General features: G+C 53.6%; 23 protein-coding genes and 2 tRNA genes. 15 read left to right on the forward strand and 10 right to left on the reverse strand.

What is annotated here, in order from left to right:
- Positions 1-25: 25 nt before the first annotated feature.
- The 6 genes from C6A40_RS03455 to C6A40_RS03480 all read right to left on the reverse strand — a co-directional run bounded on the left by C6A40_RS03455 (position 26) and on the right by C6A40_RS03480 (position 4,436).
- On the reverse strand, positions 26-187 hold the full coding sequence (locus C6A40_RS03455; protein ID WP_003856556.1) for a DUF1328 domain-containing protein: 162 nt from the start codon (positions 185-187) through the stop codon (positions 26-28).
- A 127-nt stretch (positions 188-314) separates the two neighbouring features.
- Positions 315-932, reverse strand: coding sequence for a molecular chaperone OsmY (osmY, locus tag C6A40_RS03460; RefSeq protein ID WP_045335622.1), 618 nt, complete (start codon positions 930-932; stop codon positions 315-317).
- A gap of 299 nt (positions 933-1,231) precedes the next feature.
- Complete coding sequence (gene prfC, locus C6A40_RS03465) at positions 1,232-2,821, reverse strand: peptide chain release factor 3 (protein ID WP_008502076.1); 1,590 nt, start codon at positions 2,819-2,821, stop codon at positions 1,232-1,234.
- 91 nt (positions 2,822-2,912) lie between these two features.
- Positions 2,913-3,590, reverse strand: a complete 678-nt coding sequence (yjjG, locus tag C6A40_RS03470; RefSeq protein ID WP_008502077.1) for a pyrimidine 5'-nucleotidase — start codon at positions 3,588-3,590, stop codon at positions 2,913-2,915.
- A gap of 20 nt (positions 3,591-3,610) precedes the next feature.
- Complete coding sequence (gene rimI, locus C6A40_RS03475) at positions 3,611-4,054, reverse strand: ribosomal protein S18-alanine N-acetyltransferase (RefSeq protein ID WP_008502078.1); 444 nt, start codon at positions 4,052-4,054, stop codon at positions 3,611-3,613.
- Positions 4,023-4,436 carry a DNA polymerase III subunit psi gene (locus tag C6A40_RS03480; RefSeq protein ID WP_039265275.1) on the reverse strand — a complete coding sequence of 138 codons (414 nt, stop codon included), beginning with the start codon at positions 4,434-4,436 and terminating at the stop codon, positions 4,023-4,025. Before C6A40_RS03480 ends, rimI begins: the two co-directional genes overlap by 32 nt.
- Before the next feature lie 102 nt (positions 4,437-4,538).
- On the opposite strand from C6A40_RS03480, the gene rsmC reads away from it, so the two are divergent.
- The 3 genes from rsmC (at position 4,539) to C6A40_RS03495 (ending at position 5,954) form a co-directional block, all read left to right on the forward strand.
- Positions 4,539-5,567, forward strand: a complete 1,029-nt coding sequence (gene rsmC, locus C6A40_RS03485) for a 16S rRNA (guanine(1207)-N(2))-methyltransferase RsmC (protein WP_008502080.1) — start codon at positions 4,539-4,541, stop codon at positions 5,565-5,567.
- Positions 5,568-5,739: 172 nt separating this feature from the next.
- Positions 5,740-5,826: transfer RNA gene (locus tag C6A40_RS03490), tRNA-Leu, on the forward strand.
- A 42-nt stretch (positions 5,827-5,868) separates the two neighbouring features.
- Positions 5,869-5,954 (forward strand) — tRNA-Leu (locus tag C6A40_RS03495).
- A gap of 39 nt (positions 5,955-5,993) precedes the next feature.
- Here C6A40_RS03495 and C6A40_RS03500 read toward each other — a convergent pair.
- Positions 5,994-6,263: a DUF1435 domain-containing protein gene (locus tag C6A40_RS03500; RefSeq protein ID WP_072205004.1), complete on the reverse strand. Its 270-nt coding sequence runs from the start codon at positions 6,261-6,263 to the stop codon at positions 5,994-5,996.
- 215 nt (positions 6,264-6,478) lie between these two features.
- Here C6A40_RS03500 and C6A40_RS03505 point away from each other — a divergent pair, with 215 nt between their 5' ends.
- Both C6A40_RS03505 and fhuF read left to right on the forward strand, forming a co-directional pair.
- Positions 6,479-7,543: a GGDEF domain-containing protein gene (locus C6A40_RS03505; RefSeq protein WP_023293335.1), complete on the forward strand. Its 1,065-nt coding sequence runs from the start codon at positions 6,479-6,481 to the stop codon at positions 7,541-7,543.
- 95 nt (positions 7,544-7,638) lie between these two features.
- Positions 7,639-8,427, forward strand: a complete 789-nt coding sequence (fhuF, locus tag C6A40_RS03510) for a siderophore-iron reductase FhuF (protein ID WP_021240589.1) — start codon at positions 7,639-7,641, stop codon at positions 8,425-8,427.
- Between the two features lie 83 nt (positions 8,428-8,510).
- Here the strand turns inward: fhuF and C6A40_RS03515 are convergent, their stop codons facing one another.
- Positions 8,511-9,857 carry a PTS cellobiose transporter subunit IIC gene (locus tag C6A40_RS03515; protein WP_008502084.1) on the reverse strand — a complete coding sequence of 449 codons (1,347 nt, stop codon included), beginning with the start codon at positions 9,855-9,857 and terminating at the stop codon, positions 8,511-8,513.
- 328 nt (positions 9,858-10,185) lie between these two features.
- On the opposite strand from C6A40_RS03515, the gene C6A40_RS03520 reads away from it, so the two are divergent.
- Positions 10,186-10,644: a YbaK/EbsC family protein gene (locus tag C6A40_RS03520; protein WP_008502085.1), complete on the forward strand. Its 459-nt coding sequence runs from the start codon at positions 10,186-10,188 to the stop codon at positions 10,642-10,644.
- A 38-nt stretch (positions 10,645-10,682) separates the two neighbouring features.
- Here the strand turns inward: C6A40_RS03520 and bglJ are convergent, their stop codons facing one another.
- Together bglJ and C6A40_RS03530 are read right to left on the reverse strand one after the other, a co-directional pair.
- Positions 10,683-11,318 carry a DNA-binding transcriptional activator BglJ gene (gene bglJ, locus C6A40_RS03525; RefSeq protein ID WP_032622978.1) on the reverse strand — a complete coding sequence of 212 codons (636 nt, stop codon included), beginning with the start codon at positions 11,316-11,318 and terminating at the stop codon, positions 10,683-10,685.
- Positions 11,315-12,052, reverse strand: a complete 738-nt coding sequence (locus C6A40_RS03530; protein ID WP_008502087.1) for a helix-turn-helix transcriptional regulator — start codon at positions 12,050-12,052, stop codon at positions 11,315-11,317. Before C6A40_RS03530 ends, bglJ begins: the two co-directional genes overlap by 4 nt.
- A gap of 410 nt (positions 12,053-12,462) precedes the next feature.
- Between C6A40_RS03530 and C6A40_RS03535 the strand changes: the two genes are divergently transcribed.
- The 9 genes from C6A40_RS03535 (at position 12,463) to opgB (ending at position 19,975) form a co-directional block, all read left to right on the forward strand.
- A complete protein-coding gene (locus tag C6A40_RS03535) occupies positions 12,463-13,239 on the forward strand; it encodes a threonine/serine ThrE exporter family protein (RefSeq protein ID WP_021240591.1) in 777 nt (258 codons plus the stop codon).
- A complete protein-coding gene (locus tag C6A40_RS03540; protein ID WP_114191236.1) occupies positions 13,230-13,703 on the forward strand; it encodes a threonine/serine exporter in 474 nt (157 codons plus the stop codon). Before C6A40_RS03535 ends, C6A40_RS03540 begins: the two co-directional genes overlap by 10 nt.
- Positions 13,704-13,770: 67 nt before the next feature.
- Complete coding sequence (locus C6A40_RS03545) at positions 13,771-14,412, forward strand: TetR family transcriptional regulator (RefSeq protein ID WP_008502090.1); 642 nt, start codon at positions 13,771-13,773, stop codon at positions 14,410-14,412.
- 41 nt (positions 14,413-14,453) lie between these two features.
- Positions 14,454-14,906, forward strand: coding sequence for a MarR family winged helix-turn-helix transcriptional regulator (locus tag C6A40_RS03550; protein WP_023293337.1), 453 nt, complete (start codon positions 14,454-14,456; stop codon positions 14,904-14,906).
- A gap of 84 nt (positions 14,907-14,990) precedes the next feature.
- Positions 14,991-15,419, forward strand: a complete 429-nt coding sequence (locus C6A40_RS03555) for an organic hydroperoxide resistance protein (protein ID WP_008502092.1) — start codon at positions 14,991-14,993, stop codon at positions 15,417-15,419.
- Positions 15,420-15,567: 148 nt separating this feature from the next.
- A complete protein-coding gene (gene dnaT, locus C6A40_RS03560; RefSeq protein WP_021240595.1) occupies positions 15,568-16,113 on the forward strand; it encodes a primosomal protein DnaT in 546 nt (181 codons plus the stop codon).
- The gene (gene dnaC / locus C6A40_RS03565; protein WP_008502094.1) at positions 16,110-16,847 is read left to right on the forward strand and encodes a DNA replication protein DnaC; all 738 of its coding nucleotides are present in this window, start codon (positions 16,110-16,112) and stop codon (positions 16,845-16,847) included. The genes dnaT and dnaC overlap by 4 nt, the downstream gene beginning before the upstream one ends.
- 83 nt (positions 16,848-16,930) lie before the next feature.
- Complete coding sequence (locus C6A40_RS03570) at positions 16,931-17,413, forward strand: DUF2501 domain-containing protein (protein WP_021240596.1); 483 nt, start codon at positions 16,931-16,933, stop codon at positions 17,411-17,413.
- A gap of 270 nt (positions 17,414-17,683) precedes the next feature.
- Complete coding sequence (gene opgB / locus C6A40_RS03575; protein WP_045335722.1) at positions 17,684-19,975, forward strand: phosphatidylglycerol--membrane-oligosaccharide glycerophosphotransferase; 2,292 nt, start codon at positions 17,684-17,686, stop codon at positions 19,973-19,975.

Below are 19,975 nucleotides of genomic sequence, written 5' to 3' on the forward strand. Positions count from 1 at the left end.
TTTTGTTGAAGGAATATTGCGTTTGCTATGGACGTCGACGCCCTGTAAACAGGCTGACCAGGAACAGAATAATACCCACAACGAAGACAATTTTAGCTGCCCATGCCGCTGTACCTGCCAGTCCACCAAAGCCCAATGCGGCGGCAATTAACGCGATAACCAGAAATATAATGCCCCAACGAAACATAAGCTTCTCCTTTACCATAGTTAATGTCGGCCGCTAAACGTGAGCGCTCAGGTCACTCACCGGCGTTTTTCCAGAGTCGTTCTTATTTCGCCCGCAGGGTTTAGCCAGACGGGCGAATGGTCGAGATTTACTTCGTTTTCAGATCGTTTTTAACGCTTTTCACACCATCAATCGCTTTCGCGATGGACTCGGCACGTTCACTTTGCGCCTGCGAATCTACCGTACCGGAAAGCTGAACCACGCCATCGGTGGTTTCCACTTTCACCTTACGGGACGGCACGATGTCATCTGCTAAAAGTTTAGCTTTGATTTCGCTGGTGGTGGCTGCATCACCGGCATAACCTTTCACCGACGCGTTTTTGCCGTCACGGACGTGCAGCTTATCGCTGACGGAGGCGACGCCTTCGACGCCTTTCGCCACTTTCACCGCCTGTTCAGCCTGAGCCTGGCTTTCAACAAAGCCGCTCAGCGTGACCACTTTCTTGTCGGTCTTAACGGAAATATCGGTGCTCTTGATGGCTTCATCATCCACCAGTGCGGCCTTCACTTTTGCTGTGATAGAGCTGTCATCCATGAAATTGCCGACTTTATTCATAGAGCTATCGATTTTTTGCCCTGCGCTATCGGCCGTGGATTGTGCTTTATCCATGGTGCTGCTTTCCGCCAGGGCGGAGCCGCTCACCAGAGCGCTACCCAGTGTTACAGCCAGCAGAGTTTTAGAAATCTTCAGTCTTGTCATATTCATCGATCTATTCCTGTGTTGACCCGTTATTCGGGCTACATACTTCCTTAGTAGTGATATATATTGCGAATAAACACACGAGCAAAATGGATAACCTAAAGCCATGCATTGAACAGTTAATTTATCCACGCCCGGTGTTAAACACTGAGTTAAATATAGATCACTCTCACAGAGCCGCTTTCAGAATTGGGTAAAAAATGGGCGAATAGCGTGAAATTGCGTTGAATTAAGAACATTCCGCAAGGGATTAATAAGACAGGAAATAAAGAAGAGCACGGCGAATGCCGTGCTCTGAGAGGGGATTAGTGCTCGCGGGTTTTACGGAACTGAACGTCCGGATAACGTTCCTGCGTCAGGTTCAGGTTGACCATCGTTGGCGCGATATAGGTCAGGTTATCGCCGCCATCCAGCGCCAGCTGAACTTCATTCTTACGCTTGAATTCTTCGAATTTCTTCACGTCAGAACACTCAACCCAGCGCGCGGTCGCGACGTTCACCGATTCGTAAATCGCTTCTACGTTGTATTCGCTCTTCAGGCGCGCAACGACCACGTCAAACTGCAGCACGCCGACCGCACCCACGATCAGATCGTTGTTCGCAATCGGGCGGAACACCTGCACGGCGCCCTCTTCGGAGAGCTGAACCAGGCCTTTCAGCAGCTGTTTCTGCTTAAGCGGATCGCGCAGACGAATGCGGCGGAACAGCTCCGGCGCGAAGTTCGGAATACCGGTGAACTTCATCATTTCGCCCTGGGTGAAGGTATCACCGATCTGGATGGTGCCGTGGTTGTGCAGCCCGATGATGTCGCCCGGATAGGCCTCTTCAACGTGCGAACGGTCACCCGCCATAAAGGTCAGCGCGTCGGAGATGACAACGTCTTTACCGATACGCACCTGGCGCAGCTTCATGCCCTTTTCATATTTACCGGACACCACGCGCATAAAGGCCACGCGGTCACGGTGTTTCGGGTCCATGTTGGCCTGAATCTTAAACACGAAGCCGGTGAACTTCTCTTCTTTCGCTTCCACTTCACGGGTGTCGGTTTTGCGCGGCATCGGCTGCGGCGCCCACTCCACCAGACCGTCGAGCATGTGGTCAACGCCGAAGTTACCCAGTGCGGTACCGAAGAAGACCGGGGTAATTTCGCCGCTCAGGAACAGCTCTTTGTCGAATTCGTGAGACGCGCCCTTGACCAGCTCCAGCTCGTCGCGCAGTTGCGCGGCCAGCTCTTCGCCGACCGCCGCGTCCAGATCCGGGTTGTCCAGACCTTTCACGATGCGCACTTCCTGAATGGTGTGGCCTTTACCGGTCTGATACAGGTAGGTTTCGTCTTTATAGAGGTGGTAAACGCCTTTGAACAGCTTACCGCAGCCAATTGGCCAGGTGATTGGCGCACAGGCGATCTTCAGCTCGTTTTCCACTTCATCCATCAGCTCCATCGGATCGCGGATGTCACGGTCGAGTTTGTTCATAAAGGTGAGGATCGGCGTATCGCGCAGACGGGTAACTTCCATCAGCTTACGGGTACGATCTTCTACACCTTTCGCGGCGTCGATCACCATCAGACAGCAGTCCACCGCCGTCAGGGTACGGTAGGTATCTTCGGAGAAGTCTTCGTGACCCGGGGTGTCCAGCAGGTTCACCAGGCAGTCATGATACGGGAACTGCATCACGGAGGTGGTAATCGAAATACCACGCTGCTTTTCCATCTCCATCCAGTCAGATTTTGCATGCTGGCTGGAGCCACGGCCTTTAACGGTACCCGCAGTCTGGATCGCCTGTCCGAACAGCAACACCTTCTCAGTGATGGTCGTTTTACCGGCATCCGGGTGCGAGATAATGGCAAAAGTGCGGCGCTTGGCCACCTCTTGCAGATAAGGAGACAACGTCATAATTAAATCTTCTTTTATAAGCGCGGCAGCACGCCACGCATCATGGAATACAAAATTGCGGCTATTTTACCCATCAACGGGGGGCAGGCAATCATTGTTTACACAGGAGTTGCTCCAGTTCGTTCAACGACGTCACGGTCCAGGTCGGCTCGATGCCTTCAGGCTTCACGCGGCCATGCGCATTGAGCCAGACGGTCGACAGACCAGCCTTCATGCCGCCCAGAATATCTGACTCTGCGGTATCCCCCACCATCAGGACACGATCGCGGTCGGGATTGCCGGCCTGCGCCAGCGCGTAGTCGAAAATTCGCGGATCCGGCTTCGGCACGCCAACCTCTTCCGAGATCACCAGCGCGTCAAAATGATCGCGCAGGCCGGTGCGCTCAAGGCGGATCTGCTGCAGGGCGGTAAAACCGTTGGTGATGATCCCCAGTTTCACCTTACCTTTCAACGCATTCAGCAGGGAAACCGCGCCCGGCAGGGGCGCACAAATATCGGCCATGGCGTTGAGAAAAGCCTCGTTCAGCGTTCCCGGACTGACCTTTAAGCGTTCCGCCCAGACGTCAAAGCGCTGGTGCTGAAGCTGTAACGCGGTGATGGCACCGTTCTGGTAATCCACCCACAGCGGTTTGTTGACCGCCTGATAGTCCTGAAAATCTTCAGCGGTGAAGGTTACGCTATAGTCGAGAAACATCCGCTGCAGGCCGCCGAACGAGTCGAACGTAAACAGCGTTTCGTCGGCATCAAAGAAAATCCAGTCCCATTTCATCGTTACAACCTTATTTTTTATTATCCAATCGGCAGAGCCATTATGATGGCGTCTTCACGTCCCTCTGCGGTGGGGTAGTAGTTACGGCGGATTGTCGCCTCGTTAAAGCCTAAGCTTTCATAGAGCGCGATGGCGGCGACATTCGACGCGCGCACCTCCAGCCACAGGGTGAAAACGTCACGGGTTTCGAGCTCACGGATGAGGTGCTCAAGCAGTTCTCTTCCAAGCCCGCGGCGCTGAAACGCGGGATCAACCGCGATATTAAACAGCGTCGCTTCATCAAGAACAACCTGCGTGATCGCGAAAGCGGCCATGGTGCCGTCAACGTCCAGGCGGTAGTTCAGATACCGTTCGCCCTGATTGCTGGCGAAGGTTTTTTCGCTCCACGGAAACGCGTGGGCGCGTGTTTCAATCGCGAACGCGGTGGACAGGTCAGGCGTCGTGAGGGAAGAAATCGTGTTCATATTCGCAGATTTGTTGCCATAGCGCGCTGCGCGCTTTTGGGTTGGCTTTCAGTTCGTCCAGCGCTGGCGTGCAGATCTGGCTCCCCTGAAGAGAGATCTCATTTGCCTCTCCGATACGCCAGCTGTTACAGCGGCTATCAGGAGGCAGCATCGCGACACGCTCTGGCGTCAGCGGTAAAACCTGGTCGGCCGTCAGCTTCAGGCTGCGAAGAACATCACCGATCAGGGGGTCATTCAGGGCAGGCAGTGCTTCCGCCACCATCACCAGGCGAACGTGCGCCGGGATGGAGATAGCGATTTCGCCCTGCAACGCCGTCGGGCGACGCAAAGCCCACTGGGTAATGCCCAGCTGCTGCAACTGCCAGTCTCGTCGGGATGTCATAGGGAAAACTCCTGTCTCTCAGGCGCGCAAATATAGCAAATGTGTCGAAAGTGCGCCATCTACCTACTATAATCCCCGCCTGAGTTTATTGAGGAACAATTCATGTCTGCATTTACCCCGGCAAGTGAAGTCTTGCTGCGTCACAGTGATGATTTCGAAGAAAGCCGTATTCTGTTTGCCGGAGATATGCAGGATGACCTGCCCGCGCGTTTCGACTGTGCTGAAAGCCGTGCCCACACCCAATACTACCACCACTGGCAGGTGCTGAGCCGCCAGATGGGCGAGCGCGCGCGCTTTAGCCTGGTGGCAGAGCAGAGCGATATCGCCGACTGCGATACGCTGATCTACTACTGGCCGAAGAATAAACCGGAAGCCCAGTTCCAACTGATGAACCTGCTCTCCCTGCTGCCGGTCGGCTGCGATATTTTCGTGGTCGGTGAAAACCGCAGCGGCGTGCGTAGCGCGGAACAGCTGCTGGAAGGCTACGCGCCGCTGAATAAAGTCGACAGCGCTCGCCGCTGTGGTCTGTACCATGGCCGTCTGGAAAAACAGACAACGTTTGATGCGCAGGCATACTGGGACGAGTACCAGCTTGACGGCCTGACCATCAAAACCTTGCCGGGCGTGTTCAGCCGCGATGCGCTGGATACGGGCAGCAAGCTGCTGCTTTCCACCCTGACGCCGCACACCAAAGGCAAAGTGCTGGACGTAGGCTGCGGCGCGGGCGTGCTCTCTACCGTGCTCGCCAGCCATTCGCCAAAAGTGCGCTTAACCCTGTGTGACGTGAGCGCCCCGGCGGTTGAAGCCAGCCGCGCAACCCTTGCCGCAAACGGCATTGAAGGCGAAGTCATTGCCAGCAACGTCTTCTCCGACATCACCGGTCGCTTCGACATGATCATCTCTAACCCGCCGTTCCACGACGGTATGGAGACCAGCCTGGAAGCGGCACAAGCGCTGATCCGTGGCGCAGTTCGTCACCTCAACAGCGGCGGTGAGCTGCGTATCGTCGCGAACGCCTTCCTGGCATACCCGAAAGTGCTGGATGAAACTTTTGGCTTCCACGAAGTTATCGCCCAGACCGGCCGCTTTAAGGTCTACCGCACCGTGATGACGCGTCAGGCCAAAAAGTAATCGCCTCCCCTCCAGGCCGGATAAGCGAAAGCGCCATCCGGCTATACACGGCGCGTCCATCGGCCATTTTTGCATCAATCAAGGCATCACGCGCACTTTTCTGTTGACGTAAAGCTGAAAACATCTAGAATGCGCCTCCGTGGTTACGATACTTTTACAGTATCGATGGTATGCGAAGGTGGCGGAATTGGTAGACGCGCTAGCTTCAGGTGTTAGTGTCCTTACGGATGTGGGGGTTCGAGTCCCCCCCCTCGCACCAACGAGGCGATATCAACATAGCAATAAAGAGTAAGATGACTGTGCGAAGGTGGCGGAATTGGTAGACGCGCTAGCTTCAGGTGTTAGTGTCCTTAGGATGTGGGGGTTCGAGTCCCCCCCCTCGCACCAATTATCTTACAACCCCTCTGAATTTCTTCTTTTTCCCTGTTATTTCAAACTCATCAGTATCACCAGAATTCCGCTGACCAGCGCGACACAGGATGGCAGTAAAACAAAGTGACGTAGTTGCTTATGCCAGATCATGCCTGACGTGGCTAACAGTCCTGACGCGATGATGGCTTTCCAGGTATCGAGAGAGAGATCGGCAAACGTCAAACCGCCGAGAATGGCTCCCGGTAGCAGTACCCCCCAACCACTGCCCAGCGCTCTGTTCAACATGATTTCCCCTCTTTCAACGATAATGATAACCAATATCATATAACAAAAATTATCATTTGCCAGCTGAATGAATCAAAATCCATCGACCTTTACCTTTCCCGTAATGACAGGAATTGTCTAAGGTGATAAATTGCGCACCTGTTAACAACGTCTAAAGATTTTCTGATAATTACTCTTTGAGTTTTTTGCATATTTTATTGCGAAATAACACCTATTTATCTGTTTTAATTAAATTTTAATAAAAACACGCGACTATGACATCACAATCCTGGCGGTCTTTGGTTCACAGAAAATATCAATTATCGTTACGTTTATTTTTATTTCTGAACGCAACCTCGGCAGTGTTCTCGGTAACAAATCCGCTCAATTCTGTACGCCTGTTTTCTGCCCCTCTGATTGCTATTTTCGCCATCAGTACTGGCCTGTTCGTCTGGCACTGGAGAAAGCGCGCGCGGAAGATAAATATTCCTGTCGTTTCAGCGATCTTCGGTATTTTATGGGCCTGGCAAATTGTCTCCAAATTCGCCTTAATTACTCAGGACCATGCGACGTATTTGCTAATTGCTCTTTTAACGGTACTTTTTATCGGCACGCTGGCGTTCGCCAGTAATATCAAAGCGTTTACGCTGCATTCATTGCCCACCTTTATTGTCTGCCTGTGGTTAAGCGATCACGATATATGGCTGCGAATGACCTATTCTTTCGCACTTCCTGTGGTGGCAATTGCTATTCATAACATTTTGCAAAGACGCAACGACCGTTTCGCTCAGGAGCTGCTCTCTCGCCTTCTGGAAGAACGAGAAACCCTTACCGACCTCAGCATGATGGACCCGCTTACCGGGCTCTATAATCGTCGCGGTCTGCAAAGCCGTCTGGAGAATCTGCCCACGGTAGAAAATGGCGAACACTTTGTCCTGCTGATGGATATCGACCACTTCAAAGCCTATAACGACCATTACGGCCATATGATGGGCGACCAGGCGCTGAAGCGCGTCTCTGCGGCAATCCGTGACGCCGTACGTTCTCGCGATATTGTGGCGCGTTTTGGTGGGGAAGAGTTTATGGTGCTGCTGACCAACATTTCACTCGAACACGCTCGCCAGACGGCCGAGCGGATCCGTCAGAAAGTGTATGATTTGAAAATCCCGCATCTGTTTAACGAAAGCGTCGCGACAAACGTCACTATCAGCATTGGCATCGCCATTTTTGAGGATGAAGACGTGGAAGGCGCGCTGGAAAAAGCGGACAAAGCCCTCTATGAAGCAAAGCATATGGGACGCAATAACATTCTGTTAAGCGAAGAGATTCAGACGGCATAAACCTACCGACGAGGTCACCAGGACAAAAGTCTTGCCATTGGTATGAGCAATAGTTAGGATTGGCAATCATTATCATTTAGATTTCTATCTATACTATGGCCACGCATACCGCACACATCGTCGAACCTCTCCTCTGGCGAGCGCCGCTCACCAGCGGGAATGCTTCGCTTGCAGATGCGATACGGGAAAAGATTGCGGAAACGCGTGCCCACCTGCTGGACTTTATCCGGCTTGATGAAGCGCCCCCGTCCCACGCGATGACGCTCTCAGAGTGGCGCCAACCGTCTAAGCTGCAATCACTGCTGGCCACCTATTCCGACCATATCTATCGCAACCAGCCTACCCTTACGCGGGAAAATAAACCCCTGCTCTCCCTCTGGGCGCAGTGGTATATCGGGCTGATGGTGCCTCCGCTCATGCTGGCGCTGTTAACACAGAAGAGCATGCTTGAACTCTCGCCGGATAATTTCCACGTCGAGTTTCACGAAACCGGACGTGCGGCCTGTTTCTGGATTGATCTCCACGAAGACCACAGCGCTGAACGCCTCACTGCTCAGGAACGTATGGAGCGGCTCATCACGCAGGCCCTGATCCCGGTGGTGGAAGCGCTGGAAGCGACGGGAGAGATTAATGGGAAGCTTATCTGGAGCAATACGGGCTATTTAATCCACTGGTATTTAACGGAAATGAAGCCGCTTCTCGGTGATGAGAACGTTGAGGCCCTGCGTCAGTCCTGTTTCTTTGCAAAGCAGCTTTCCGATGGCCGTGACAACCCGCTATTCCGTACCGTCGTGCTCCGTGATGGGCTTCTGGTTCGCCGCACCTGCTGCCAGCGCTATCGCCTGCCGGACGTTAAGCAGTGTGGGGATTGCACGCTGAAGTAAAGCAGTGATTTGCCCGGTGGCGCTTCGCTTACCGGGCCTACAAAAACAAAAAACGGCAACCTGGGTTGCCGTTTTGTTTTTACCTATGCCACCTGCTGATTGTCCTCTTCCGCGCTACGCTGCGCTTCTTCCGCTTCCTGCTCCAGCAGCTGCTTCTCATACACTTTGAAGAACGGGAAGTAGATGATCGCCGATACGCAGGCCAGAACCACAACCAGAATCGCCGCGCGGAAATCCCAGCCCAGGGCCCACGCTGCGCCTATCGGCGCCGGTGCCGTCCAGGGAACCACGGAGATGACGCGCCCAATCAAATCAAAGGTCATCGCCGCCCACGCCAGAACGGCGTTAACCATCGGTGCCAGCAGGAACGGGATAAAGAACACCGGGTTCATCACGATTGGCGTACCGAAAATGACCGGCTCGTTGATGTTAAAGAAGCTGGGTACTACGCTCAAACGCCCGATAGAGCGTAAATGCGCTGAACGGCTACGCAGATAGCAAATCACCAATCCCATCGTGGCGCCCGACCCGCCAATCACGATAAAGAACGTCCAGAACGCTTCCATAAAAATATGCGGCAAAGGCTGACCGGCGGCCAGCGCGGTCTGGTTTGCGCCAAGGTTCGTCAGCCAGAACATCTGCAGCATCCCGGAGACGATAGCGGCACCGTGGATCCCGGCGAACCAGAGCAGATGACCAATCAACACGGCCAGCAGGATCGCAGGCAGGGAATCTGCCGCGGAAACCAGAGGTTTAAAGACCGACATAATGGCCTGCGGGATCAGCATACCAAACTGAGACTGAATCACCAGGCTCAGAGGATAAAGGGTCACCACTACCACCAGCACCGGGATCAGCAGATCAAAAGAGTTTTTGATCATCGGCGGGACCTGGTCCGGCAGGCGAATGCCGATGTTATGCGCTTTGAGGAAACGCATCATCTCAACGCAGTAAATCGCCACCAGAATCGCGGTAAAAATGCCCGTTCCCCCCAGACTGTCGACAGGGAGCGTGCCTTTGGTTTTGGGTGCCGCGACCAGCAGAAACGCCATCAGCGACAGCATGGCGCACATAAACGGGTCCAGCTGATGAGATTTGACGTAGTGTTTGCCAAGGTTATAGGCAATCGCCGCACAGATATAAATGGACATAATGCCCATTGTCATATCAAACGGCGTCAGGATCTGGCCTTCAAACTGCTTCGCCATATCCAGCCAGGCGCGGGCGAAACCCCAGGTGGTATCAGGCGAAAAAGGTGGGTAAGCGAACACTAACAAAAACGAACCCACAATCATAAACGGCATCGCGGAGATGAACCCGTCACGAATCGCCATAACGTGACGCTGGGAAGAGATCCGCCCGGCTATCGGGCTGACGTAATTTTCGACGAAACGGAATATCAGATTAAACGCAGCATGGTTGGCAGACATGGCAGATCTCCTGTCAGACGTTTGTTACGGGCACATACGCGCCGCACGTTGTTCCATACATCAGCTTCACAACCTTGCTGGCTTGCCAACCAGCGGTACTGCTCAGACGAAATGGTTTCATATTTGGCTCTTATTATTGGATACAGGGGACGTTACGTACTCAGTATTAATCTACGCTCCGCGCTCTGCAACCGGTTACTGTAACCGGTTTCTGTGATTGTGAAGGGGATCCAGAAATCAGCCGTTTGGGGTATTTGTTACTTAAGAGATATTTACAGAGCATAAATTCTTATGACAGATTACGCAGGATATTTGTCAGGAGGAAACAATGAGTTTGCAGTCTGTACAGCAGTTTTTTGCCGACAACGCGCCGGATATAGACGTTATTGAGCTTAGTCAAAGTACTGCTACCGTTGCGTTGGCTGCTGCCGCCCATCGTGTCGAGCCGGGACAAATCGCCAAGACCCTTTCACTCAAGGTTAAAAATGAGGTGATCCTGGTGGTGGCGAAAGGCGACGCGCGTCTGGATAACAAAAAGCTCAAAGACACGTTCGGTGCGAAAGCGCGCATGCTCAGCAGTGATGAAGTGGTGACCATTACCGGTCATCCCGTTGGCGGTGTATGCCCGTTCGGGCTGGAAAACCCGCTCGCGGTATATTGTGATATCTCTTTGAAGCAGTACGCCGAAGTGCTGCCCGCCGCAGGCGCAATTCACAGCGCTGTGCGCATTTCACCTGACAGAATGGCAGAACTGACTTCCGCAAAATGGGTGGATGTCTGTATCTGATTGACGCGCCAGAGTGTATCTGGCGCGCAAAAGACGGGTTATAAAAATGTGGGCGTGAGGAGAGCCAAACATTGCGGCTCTCTTGCAGGAAGATGCGTAATAATATCCGCCGCATCGAGCAACCCTACGTCTGAATTCACGCCCAGTTTCACCATCGCATTAAACTTATGTGCCCGAATGGTCTTAATATTCCGTTCAAGCTGTGCCGCGATTTCAGGGATGGAATACCCGCAGGACATATAACGCAATATTGCCCGCTCTGTGGGGCTTAGCATCCTGTTCTGACTCCGGTACCAGTGATTCAGCATATTGTCATTGATGCGCAGCGTTTCGCTCAGCAACTCCACGAGTTCCTTCTGCAGATGCTCAAGCGTCACCGATTTACTGACTACTCCGTGCAGGCGCGATGGCGAAAGATGGCTAATTAGCCGTGCTTCCATCTCGTCAGAAACCAAAATGATGCGCTGGATATGACCGTGCGTAAACGCCAGATCCCGCAGGTGCGCCAGGCAGTTACGGCGCTCCTCTCGCGCATCGGAAAGGGAGTAGATCAGCGAGAAAAAATTAACGTGATGAAGTGCATTCTTAAAACTGTCAAATTCACTAAACAGGTGTAGCTGATAATGGCTCAGGCCGGGCATCGCAAAAAGATGCTGTAGCCCGACGGCACTCATCGCGCAATTTTCGATGATGGCGATATGTCTTGTTGAATCGGTTTTTTCCATTCCTCGAACTCTCCATAGGCTGATAGCAAACTCAGCTCTCTCATTCCCTGTGTACTGTTGATCCAGGCATACATATCCGCATTACTTCGTAATGACAGCCGTCGCATCGCACTGTTTTTCTGCGCACTGATGGTTTTATTGCTCTTCTTGAGCAATGTGGCGATTTGGTTAATCCCCCATCCTTTCCCTAACAGACGCAGGACCTTACGTTCGGAGTGCGTGAGCGCGATAACGTGTTCATTTTCATTCTCCGTACTCTGAGGTTCCGGAGTTAATAACGTCTGGCTAATCCGCTCTGCCCGCTCGCTACCGGCCCGAATAGCGTTAACCACGCCTTCAATAGGCTCCATGTCAGAAAGCAACGTGCTTTCCGGGCGCATAAGTAACTCAACCGCAATAGGGTAAAGCGGCCGCGAGACTAAAAAGATCCAGTGAATATCCCGGTATTGATTCAATAAACCGTAATACTCTTCAAGCGCACCCCGAGGGTTTCTGTATTCGCCTGAAATATCGGCAATAATGACGTCCGCGCGGCGCAACTGGAGCAGCGTTAATTCCTGCAATGAGCGGCAATAGCTCAATTCAAATTCGGGGAAATGACGTGCCATCAGGCCCCCTAACCCGTTTTGCATCACGGGCATCCGGCTAATGACAACGCCATGCTTACCATGCAATGACAACATAGACCCTCCGTGTCCATTTTTCATTTGATGAGTAACGTTAAAACGCATCAACGTATGAGTATTTTCGTCCCTGAGTGTAAGACTGGTTAATACAAGCAGAAGATGAGATGTATGCTTAGTTTAAGAAATGCCTAAACAGCAGTAATATCTCACAAAGCGAAACAAAAATTAATTGTGGAGACATTAAAATAACGACAATATAAAATTAGAATAACTAAATACAAATATTTTATATTTTGGTATTTATAATTCATGGTATTGATAAATTAATCCCTTCCCCCTTCCACGACACGGACTGCAACTGTTTGCACAAACCTTGATCTGGCCCACAGCAAGAGGGACTGCACTCTGTGCTAAAAGTACCCACTATGGGTTAACAGATAGCTATCCATCTTTTTCCAGGACAATACATGCAGGCAGAGCGGTCAACGCAGCGTGCTATCACGCGGCTATGTATTCAGTGCGGTCTTTTTCTGCTCCAGCACGGCGCGGAAAGCGCGCTGGTTGAGGAGCTTTCCACCCGGCTGGGGCTGGCGCTAGGGATGGACAGCGTCGAAAGCGCAATCTCATCCAACGCCATTGTGCTGACCACAATCAAGGACGGTCAGTGCCTGACCTCCACGCGCAAAAACCATGATCGCGGCATCAACATGCACGTCGTGACCGAAGTGCAGCACATTGTCATCCTTGCAGAACATAAGCTTCTCGATCTCAGTGACATTGAAAAACGATTCAACCAGATCAAGCCATTACGTTATCCGCGCTGGCTCGTCGTGGTGATGGTAGGGCTCTCGTGCGCCTGCTTTTGTAAGCTCAACAAAGGGGGCTGGGACGGTGCAATCATCACCTTTTTCGCCAGCAGTATCGCCATGTATGTTCGCCAGCTGCTGACGCATCGGCAGCTGCATCCGCAAATTAACTTCTGCATTACCGCGTTTGTCGCCACCACGGTTTCCGGTCTGCTGCTGCGCCTGCCGCAGTTTGCCAACACGCCGACCGTTGCCATGGCCGCCAGCGTGCTTCTGCTGGTCCCGGGCTTTCCGTTGATCAACGCCGTCGCCGACATGTTTAAAGGGCACATCAATACCGGCCTGGCTCGCTGGGCTATCGCCAGCCTGCTGACGCTGGCGACCTGCATCGGCGTGGTCATGGCCATGACACTTTGGGGGTTACGCGGATGGGCGTGATCGATTTTCTGCTGGCGCTTGCTCAGGACATGCTTCTGGCCGCCATTCCTGCCGTCGGCTTCGCGATGGTATTTAACGTACCGCAACGCGCGCTGCCGTGGTGTGCGCTGCTGGGCGCGATTGGCCATGGCTCGCGAATGGTGATGATGACGGCGGGTTTTAACATCGAATGGTCAACATTTATGGCATCCATGCTGGTCGGCAGTATCGGCATCCAGTGGTCGCGCTGGTACCTGGCGCATCCCAAAGTATTCACCGTTGCGGCCGTGATCCCCATGTTTCCGGGGATATCGGCCTATACCGCGATGATTTCCGCGGTGAAAATTAGCCATTTCGGCTATACCGAGCCTCAGATGATCCTTCTTCTCAGCAACTTTCTTAAGGCGTCATCCATCGTCGGCGCGCTCTCCATCGGGCTGTCGATCCCCGGCCTGTGGCTGTACCGTAAACGCCCACCCGTTTGATATTTGTGTTATTTCGCTGCCGTGGAGATAATCCGTCTGGTCCGTTTGGTGAAAATAAGGAAAGGATGTGGCTAACCCTGGCAGCGAACACCCCGAGCACAGTGAAGAATCCAGCCTGAAAGAGAAAATCTTTCAGAGCGCCATCGCGCTTTTTGCCGAGTATGGATTGAACGGTGCACGGATGGAACAGATCGCAGAGAAAGCGGGCACCACCAAACGCATGGTGGTTTACCATTTCAAGAATAAAGAGAACCTCTATCTCCTCGTACTTGAACATGTTTACACCCAGATTCGCGCCAGCGAAAAAGCGCTAAGCCTGACGGGAATGCCCCCGGTCGAAGCGCTGGTCAATCTGGTTGAAGCCACCTTTGACTATCATGCCGACCACCCTGACTACATTCGGATTATCTGCATGGAAAACATGCAGCGCGGCCGCTTTATGCAGCAGTCGAGCTATCTCCGCCAGGTCAACCGCAGCGCGCTCGACCTGCTGGAGGAGATCCTGCGCCGGGGGAAAGAAAAACAGCTCTTCAGTGAGACGGTTGACGCCCGCGATCTTCATCGTCTGATAAGCAGCTTCAGCTTTCACTACGTTGCCAACAGCTACACCTTTACGCTGCTGTTTGAAGAAGGCGCAGACGAGCAGGCGCAGCGCCAGCACTACCGTAAAATGGCCGTTCAGGTGGCGCTCCGTTACACCTGCCCATAAAATTGCTTGCAATTAAATCGTACACTATCTATATTCATATCATGAACGCGAAAACGAACGATGCAACCGCTGCGCTCAAGCTGGATAACCAGCTCTGCTTTGCCCTCTATTCGGCAAACCTGGCGCTTAACAAGCTGTACCGGCAGCTGCTGGCCCCGCTGAACCTGACCTACCCGCAATATCTGGTGATGCTGGTGCTGTGGGAGCAGGATGATATGACGGTGTCGGACATCGGTGAACGGCTGTTCCTTGACTCTGCGACCCTGACGCCGCTGTTGAAACGTCTGGAAAGCGCCGGGCTCATCAACCGCCACCGTTCGCGCAAAGACGAGCGTCAGGTCGCCGTCACCCTGAGTGAAGCGGGACGTGAACTCCAGCAGCAGGCATTGGGTATCCCCCATGCGGTGGGTTGCGCAGCGCAGTGTGATACAGACACCTTGCTGGCACTCAAACAGCAGCTCGAGCTTTTGCGACAACAGCTACACCGCGCGTAACGCTATACTTTACGCGTCACTATTTACCTATATATATCGCACGCTATTTAATAGCACGCATTAAAACAAAATGAGGAACCTGCCATGTCTTTAGAAAAAGTTGTTTATACCGCCAAAGCAAAAGCCACCGGTGGCCGTGACGGTCGTGCCACCTCCTCCGATGGCGTACTGGACGTCAAACTGGGTGTGCCAAAAGAGATGGGCGGCATGGGTGGAGACGTGACCAACCCTGAGCAGCTGTTTGCCGCGGGCTACTCTGCCTGCTTCCTGGGCGCGATGAAGTTCGTGGCGGCACGCGACAAATTTACCCTGCCAAAAGATGCCTTTATTGAAGGCGAAGTGGGTATTGGCCCGCTGCCTACCGGTTTTGGTATCGAAGCAAAACTGAACATCCATGTTGAAGGTATGGATCCTGCGGAAGCTAAAAAGCTGGTCGATGCGGCACACATTGTTTGCCCGTACTCTAACGCGACCCGCGGCAACATCGACGTCACGCTGAACATCATTGCGTGATAACTGCCTGATGGCGCTGCGCTTATTCGGCCTACGACTGTAGCCCCGGTAAGCGCAGCGCCACCGGGGAAATCCCCTCCTTTCCTTCCCCCTCTCTGTGCTACCATAAGCCCCTATCACGCCCGTAGTAATCAGTAGAGTAAGCGTTATGTCCTCCAGAATTCTGACCACCAGCATTGCTGGTATTGATGCCTTTATGCGCGACCCACGCGGTGTGTTGACCCACGCCGAAGGCGGCACGGTTGCGGTTTTTGCCGACAACGCGCCAGCGTTTTACGCAATCACACCGGAGCGTCTGGCACAGCTTCTGGAGATCGAAGCGCAATTGGCACGCCCGGCAAGCGATGTCACGCTGGATACCCAGTTCTTTGATGAACCGGTTAACGTTCCCGTGACCGTTCCGATGGGTAAATTTGCCCTCTATGCGGGCTGGCAGCCGGATGCAGATTTTCAGCGGCAGGCCGCGCTGTGGGGCATTGCGTTAACCCAACCCGCCACCGCGGAAGAGCTTGCCGCGTTTACCGCCTGGTGGCAGGCGGAGGGTAAAGTGTTCACCCATATTCAGTGGCAGCAAAAGCTCGCGCGTCATCTTCAGATTACCCGCGCCGGCAACAACGGCCAGCCAAAACGTGATATCAATGCCTTTTCAGAACCGGATAAACAGATCCCCAGCGGATTCCGAGGTGCGAAATGAAGAACGTCGGCGACCTGATGAAACGTTTGCAAAAAATGATGCCTGCCAACGTGAAGCCTGCTTTCACCACCGGTGAAGAGCTGCTGGCGTGGCAAAAAGAGCAAGGCAAGATCCGCGCCGCCGCGCTCGCCCGCGAAAATCGGGCGATGAAAATGCAGCGCACCTTTAACCGTTCCGGTATTCGTCCCCTGCACCAGAACTGCTCGTTCGATAACTATAAAATTGAGACCACCGGGCAGATGAACGCGCTCGCCGCCGCGCGTCAGTACGTGGATGAATTCGACGGCAATATCGCCAGCTTCATCTTTAGCGGCAAGCCGGGCACCGGCAAAAACCACCTTGCTGCCGCCATCTGCAACGAGCTGCTTCTGCGCGGTAAATCGGTCCTCATCATCACCGTGGCCGATATCATGTCCGCGATGAAAGACACCTTCAGCAACCGTGAAACCAGCGAAGAACAGCTGCTTAACGATCTGAGTAACGTCGACCTGCTGGTCATCGATGAGATTGGCGTTCAGACGGAATCCCGCTATGAAAAAGTCATCATCAACCAGATTGTCGATCGCCGCTCCTCGTCCAAACGCCCGACCGGCATGCTGACAAACCACAACATCGACGAGATGACCCGCCTGCTGGGGGAACGCGTCATGGACCGCATGAAGCTGGGTAACAGCCTGTATGTCATCTTCGACTGGGACAGTTACCGCAGCCGCGTCACCGGGAAAGAGTATTAAGACAGTTCCAGGAATCGCCGACAGGTCGCAGGTATATACTGGAACCCCTTCGGCCCAAAACGGACCTTTTTGAGAGAGCCATGATGAAAAAACAGATTCTAATCAGCACCTTTTTAGGCGCGCTGCTGGTAACCGGCGCAGCGCAGGCGGCGTCCTGGCAGGAGTCCCTGTCAAGCGCAGCAAATGAGCTGACCAAAGAGAGCAGCAGCACGCAGGGCGGACTCTCCGCCTCTTCCCTCACCAGCCTGCTGGGCAACAGTTCCCAGAGCCTGAGCGCGGGGACGATGAACAACGCGGCGGGGATTCTGGAATATTGCGCGAAGCAAAAGCTGGCCTCCGTGACCGACGCGCAAAATGTAAAAAACCAGGTGCTGGGTAAACTGGGTCTGGATACCCAGGAGCAAAAAGCGGACACCAACTACATGGACGGCATTCAGGGCCTGCTTAACGCGCAGAACGGTCAGCAGCTTAACCTGAGCACCCTCGGCAACTCTTCTCTGGCCAAACAGGTGAAAACCAAAGCCTGCGATCTGGTGCTGAAACAAGGCGTTAATTTCATCTCCTGATCCACCCCATTTTCTGCCACAACACGCCGCGTTTAGTGCGATAGTCTTGCAGCGCGGCGCTAAATGAGCGTTTTTCCTGCCTGCCACCGTCTCAGCGTCCGTTTGTCAGGATGTGCACATCTTCATAAAAACGATTTTCTAAACCAAATCCTAACAACAGCACACTTTCGTGACACTAAAATTGCAGCTTAACGACATCGCAATTACATTGTATCACCAAAAAAATAAACAGTTAGCCAGCGAAGCACCTGGCGTCATGAGGATATGCTGTTGTCAGAATTCTTGTCTCTTATCCTTTTTCTGGCTTCTGTCGGCGTTTACGCCTGGAAAGCCGGCCGTCACACCTGGTGGTTTATCGCCACGCTGGTGGTGCTCGGCATTTTTATTATTTTAAACATTACCTTATACGCCAGCGATTACTTTACCGGTGACGGTATTAACGATGCGGTGCTCTACACCCTGACGAACAGCCTGACGGGCGCAGGTGTGGGTAAGTACATACTTCCGGGGCTCGGCCTTATCGTCGCGCTGGTGATGATTTTTGGCGCGCTGGCCTGGGTGCTGCGTCGCCGTCGCCATCATCCGCACCATCATGGCTACAGCCTGCTGGCGTTATTCCTGGCGCTGGCCTCCGTCGACGCCAGCCCGGCGTTCCATCAGATCACCGAGCTGGTGAAATCCCAGTCGCGCGATGGCGATCCGGATTTCGCGGCTTACTACAAAGAGCCGTCGAAAACGATCGCCAACCCGACGCTCAATCTCGTCTATATCTACGGTGAAAGCCTGGAGCGCACCTACTTTGATAACGATGCCTTCCCGGACCTGACGCCAGATTTGGGCGCGCTGAAAAATGAAGGTCTCGATTTCAGCCACACCATGCAGCTGCCCGGCACGGATTATACGATTGCCGGGATGGTTGCCTCCCAGTGTGGTATCCCGCTGTTCGCGCCTTTTGAAGGTAACGCCTCAGCCTCCATGTCGACCTTCTTCCCGCAGAATATTTGCCTCGGCGATATCCTGAAAAACTCCGGCTACGAAAACTATTTTATGCAGGGAGCAAACCTGCGCTTCGCCGGAAAAGATGTGTTCCTGAAATCCCACGGTTTTGACCACCTGTACGGCTCAGAAGAGTTAAAAACGACGGTTGCCGATCCGAGCTACCGCAACGACTGGGGCTTCTATGACGATACGGTACTCGACGAAACCTGGAAGAAATTCGAGGAGCTGTCCCGCGCGGGCAAGCGTTTCTCTCTCTTTGCGCTGACGGTGGACACCCACCATCCGGACGGGTTTGTCTCGCGCACCTGCAAGCGCAAAAGCTATGAGATTGATGGCAAAAACAACAAATCGTTCAGCGCCGTCACCTGCAGTCAGGAGCACATCGCCGCACTGGTCGAGAAAATCAAAGCCTCGCCCTGGTTTAAAAATACCGTCATCGTCGTCTCATCTGACCATCTGGCGATGAAAAACAGCGCGTGGGATCAGCTCAACAAGCAGGATCGCAGCAACCTGTTCTTCGTCCTGCGCGGCGACAAGCCGCAGCAGGAGGAGATCGCCACCAAACGCAACTCCATGGATAACGGCGCCACCGTGCTGGACATTCTGGGCGGCGACAACTTTATTGGCCTGGGCCGCAGCACGCTGTCGGGGCAATCCCTGTCGGAAGTGTTCCTCAACATGAAGGAAAAAATTCTCGCCTGGAAGCCAGACATCATCCGCCTGTGGAACTTCCCGAAAGAGATGAAAGACTTCACCGTCGATCGGGATAAAAACACCATTGCCTTCTCGGGCAGCAACTTCCGTCTGCCGCTGCTGCTGCGCGTCTCGGAAGGACGCGTTGAGCCGCTGCCGGAAAGCGAGTATTCCGCGCCGCTGCGCTACCAGCTGGCCGATTTTGCGCCACGCGATAACTTCGTCTGGGTCGACCGGTGCTACAAAATGGGCCAGCTCTGGTCGCAGCCGCTGGCGCTCTCGACCGACTGGTGCGTCTCGCAGGGCCAGCTTGGCGGAGAGCAAACCGTGCAGCACGTGGATAAGGGGCAGTGGAAGGGCAAAACCGCCTTTAAAGATACGGTGATAGATACCGCGCGCTATCAGCGTAACGTCGACATGCTGAAAATCGTCGACAACGATATTCGCTACAAAGCGGACAGCTTTATCTTTAACGTGGCCGGCGCGCCGGAGGAAGTGAAACAGTTTAGCGGCATCTCGCGGCCGGAGTCCTGGGGACGCTGGTCCAACGCGCAGTTGGGCAATGAGGTGAAAATTGAGTACACCCATCCCCTGCCTGAACAATTTGATCTGGTGATCACCGCCAGGGCCTATGGGCCTAATGCTAACAAGCCCGTACCCGTGCGCGTGGGCGATCGGGAGCAGACGTTAACGCTTGGAAACGACGTGAGCACACAAACGCTGCATTTTGAGAATCCTTCGCGCAGCAATACCCTGGTGATTGTACCGCCGGACCCGCAGTCCACGAATGAGGGAAATATTCTTGGGCATTCGCCGCGCGAGATCGGAATTGGCATGGTCGAAATCAAAATCATCAGCAAAGCGGGCTAA

The sequence above is a fragment of the Enterobacter sp. GER_MD16_1505_Eko_090 genome (genome assembly GCF_003331015.1).
In the GTDB taxonomy this organism is placed as follows: Bacteria; Pseudomonadota; Gammaproteobacteria; order Enterobacterales; family Enterobacteriaceae; genus Enterobacter; species Enterobacter roggenkampii.

What these genes read in the sequence shown, in the direction of transcription:
- C6A40_RS03505 (WP_023293335.1), top strand. Translation starts at nt 6,479, where the DNA reads ATGACATCACAATCCTGGCGGTCTTTGGTTCACAGAAAATATCAATTA.
- rsmC (WP_008502080.1), top strand. Translation starts at nt 4,539, where the DNA reads ATGTCTGCATTTACCCCGGCAAGTGAAGTCTTGCTGCGTCACAGTGAT.
- osmY (WP_045335622.1), bottom strand. Translation starts at nt 932, where the DNA reads ATGAATATGACAAGACTGAAGATTTCTAAAACTCTGCTGGCTGTAACA.
- C6A40_RS03540 (WP_114191236.1), top strand. Translation starts at nt 13,230, where the DNA reads ATGGGCGTGATCGATTTTCTGCTGGCGCTTGCTCAGGACATGCTTCTG.
- C6A40_RS03455 (WP_003856556.1), bottom strand. Translation starts at nt 187, where the DNA reads ATGTTTCGTTGGGGCATTATATTTCTGGTTATCGCGTTAATTGCCGCC.
- C6A40_RS03515 (WP_008502084.1), bottom strand. Translation starts at nt 9,857, where the DNA reads ATGTCTGCCAACCATGCTGCGTTTAATCTGATATTCCGTTTCGTCGAA.
- dnaC (WP_008502094.1), top strand. Translation starts at nt 16,110, where the DNA reads ATGAAGAACGTCGGCGACCTGATGAAACGTTTGCAAAAAATGATGCCT.
- C6A40_RS03555 (WP_008502092.1), top strand. Translation starts at nt 14,991, where the DNA reads ATGTCTTTAGAAAAAGTTGTTTATACCGCCAAAGCAAAAGCCACCGGT.
- C6A40_RS03480 (WP_039265275.1), bottom strand. Translation starts at nt 4,436, where the DNA reads ATGACATCCCGACGAGACTGGCAGTTGCAGCAGCTGGGCATTACCCAG.
- C6A40_RS03570 (WP_021240596.1), top strand. Translation starts at nt 16,931, where the DNA reads ATGAAAAAACAGATTCTAATCAGCACCTTTTTAGGCGCGCTGCTGGTA.
- C6A40_RS03530 (WP_008502087.1), bottom strand. Translation starts at nt 12,052, where the DNA reads ATGTTGTCATTGCATGGTAAGCATGGCGTTGTCATTAGCCGGATGCCC.
- rimI (WP_008502078.1), bottom strand. Translation starts at nt 4,054, where the DNA reads ATGAACACGATTTCTTCCCTCACGACGCCTGACCTGTCCACCGCGTTC.
- C6A40_RS03535 (WP_021240591.1), top strand. Translation starts at nt 12,463, where the DNA reads ATGCAGGCAGAGCGGTCAACGCAGCGTGCTATCACGCGGCTATGTATT.
- yjjG (WP_008502077.1), bottom strand. Translation starts at nt 3,590, where the DNA reads ATGAAATGGGACTGGATTTTCTTTGATGCCGACGAAACGCTGTTTACG.
- C6A40_RS03550 (WP_023293337.1), top strand. Translation starts at nt 14,454, where the DNA reads ATGAACGCGAAAACGAACGATGCAACCGCTGCGCTCAAGCTGGATAAC.
- C6A40_RS03500 (WP_072205004.1), bottom strand. Translation starts at nt 6,263, where the DNA reads ATGATATTGGTTATCATTATCGTTGAAAGAGGGGAAATCATGTTGAAC.
- fhuF (WP_021240589.1), top strand. Translation starts at nt 7,639, where the DNA reads ATGGCCACGCATACCGCACACATCGTCGAACCTCTCCTCTGGCGAGCG.
- dnaT (WP_021240595.1), top strand. Translation starts at nt 15,568, where the DNA reads ATGTCCTCCAGAATTCTGACCACCAGCATTGCTGGTATTGATGCCTTT.
- prfC (WP_008502076.1), bottom strand. Translation starts at nt 2,821, where the DNA reads ATGACGTTGTCTCCTTATCTGCAAGAGGTGGCCAAGCGCCGCACTTTT.
- C6A40_RS03520 (WP_008502085.1), top strand. Translation starts at nt 10,186, where the DNA reads ATGAGTTTGCAGTCTGTACAGCAGTTTTTTGCCGACAACGCGCCGGAT.
- bglJ (WP_032622978.1), bottom strand. Translation starts at nt 11,318, where the DNA reads ATGAGTGCCGTCGGGCTACAGCATCTTTTTGCGATGCCCGGCCTGAGC.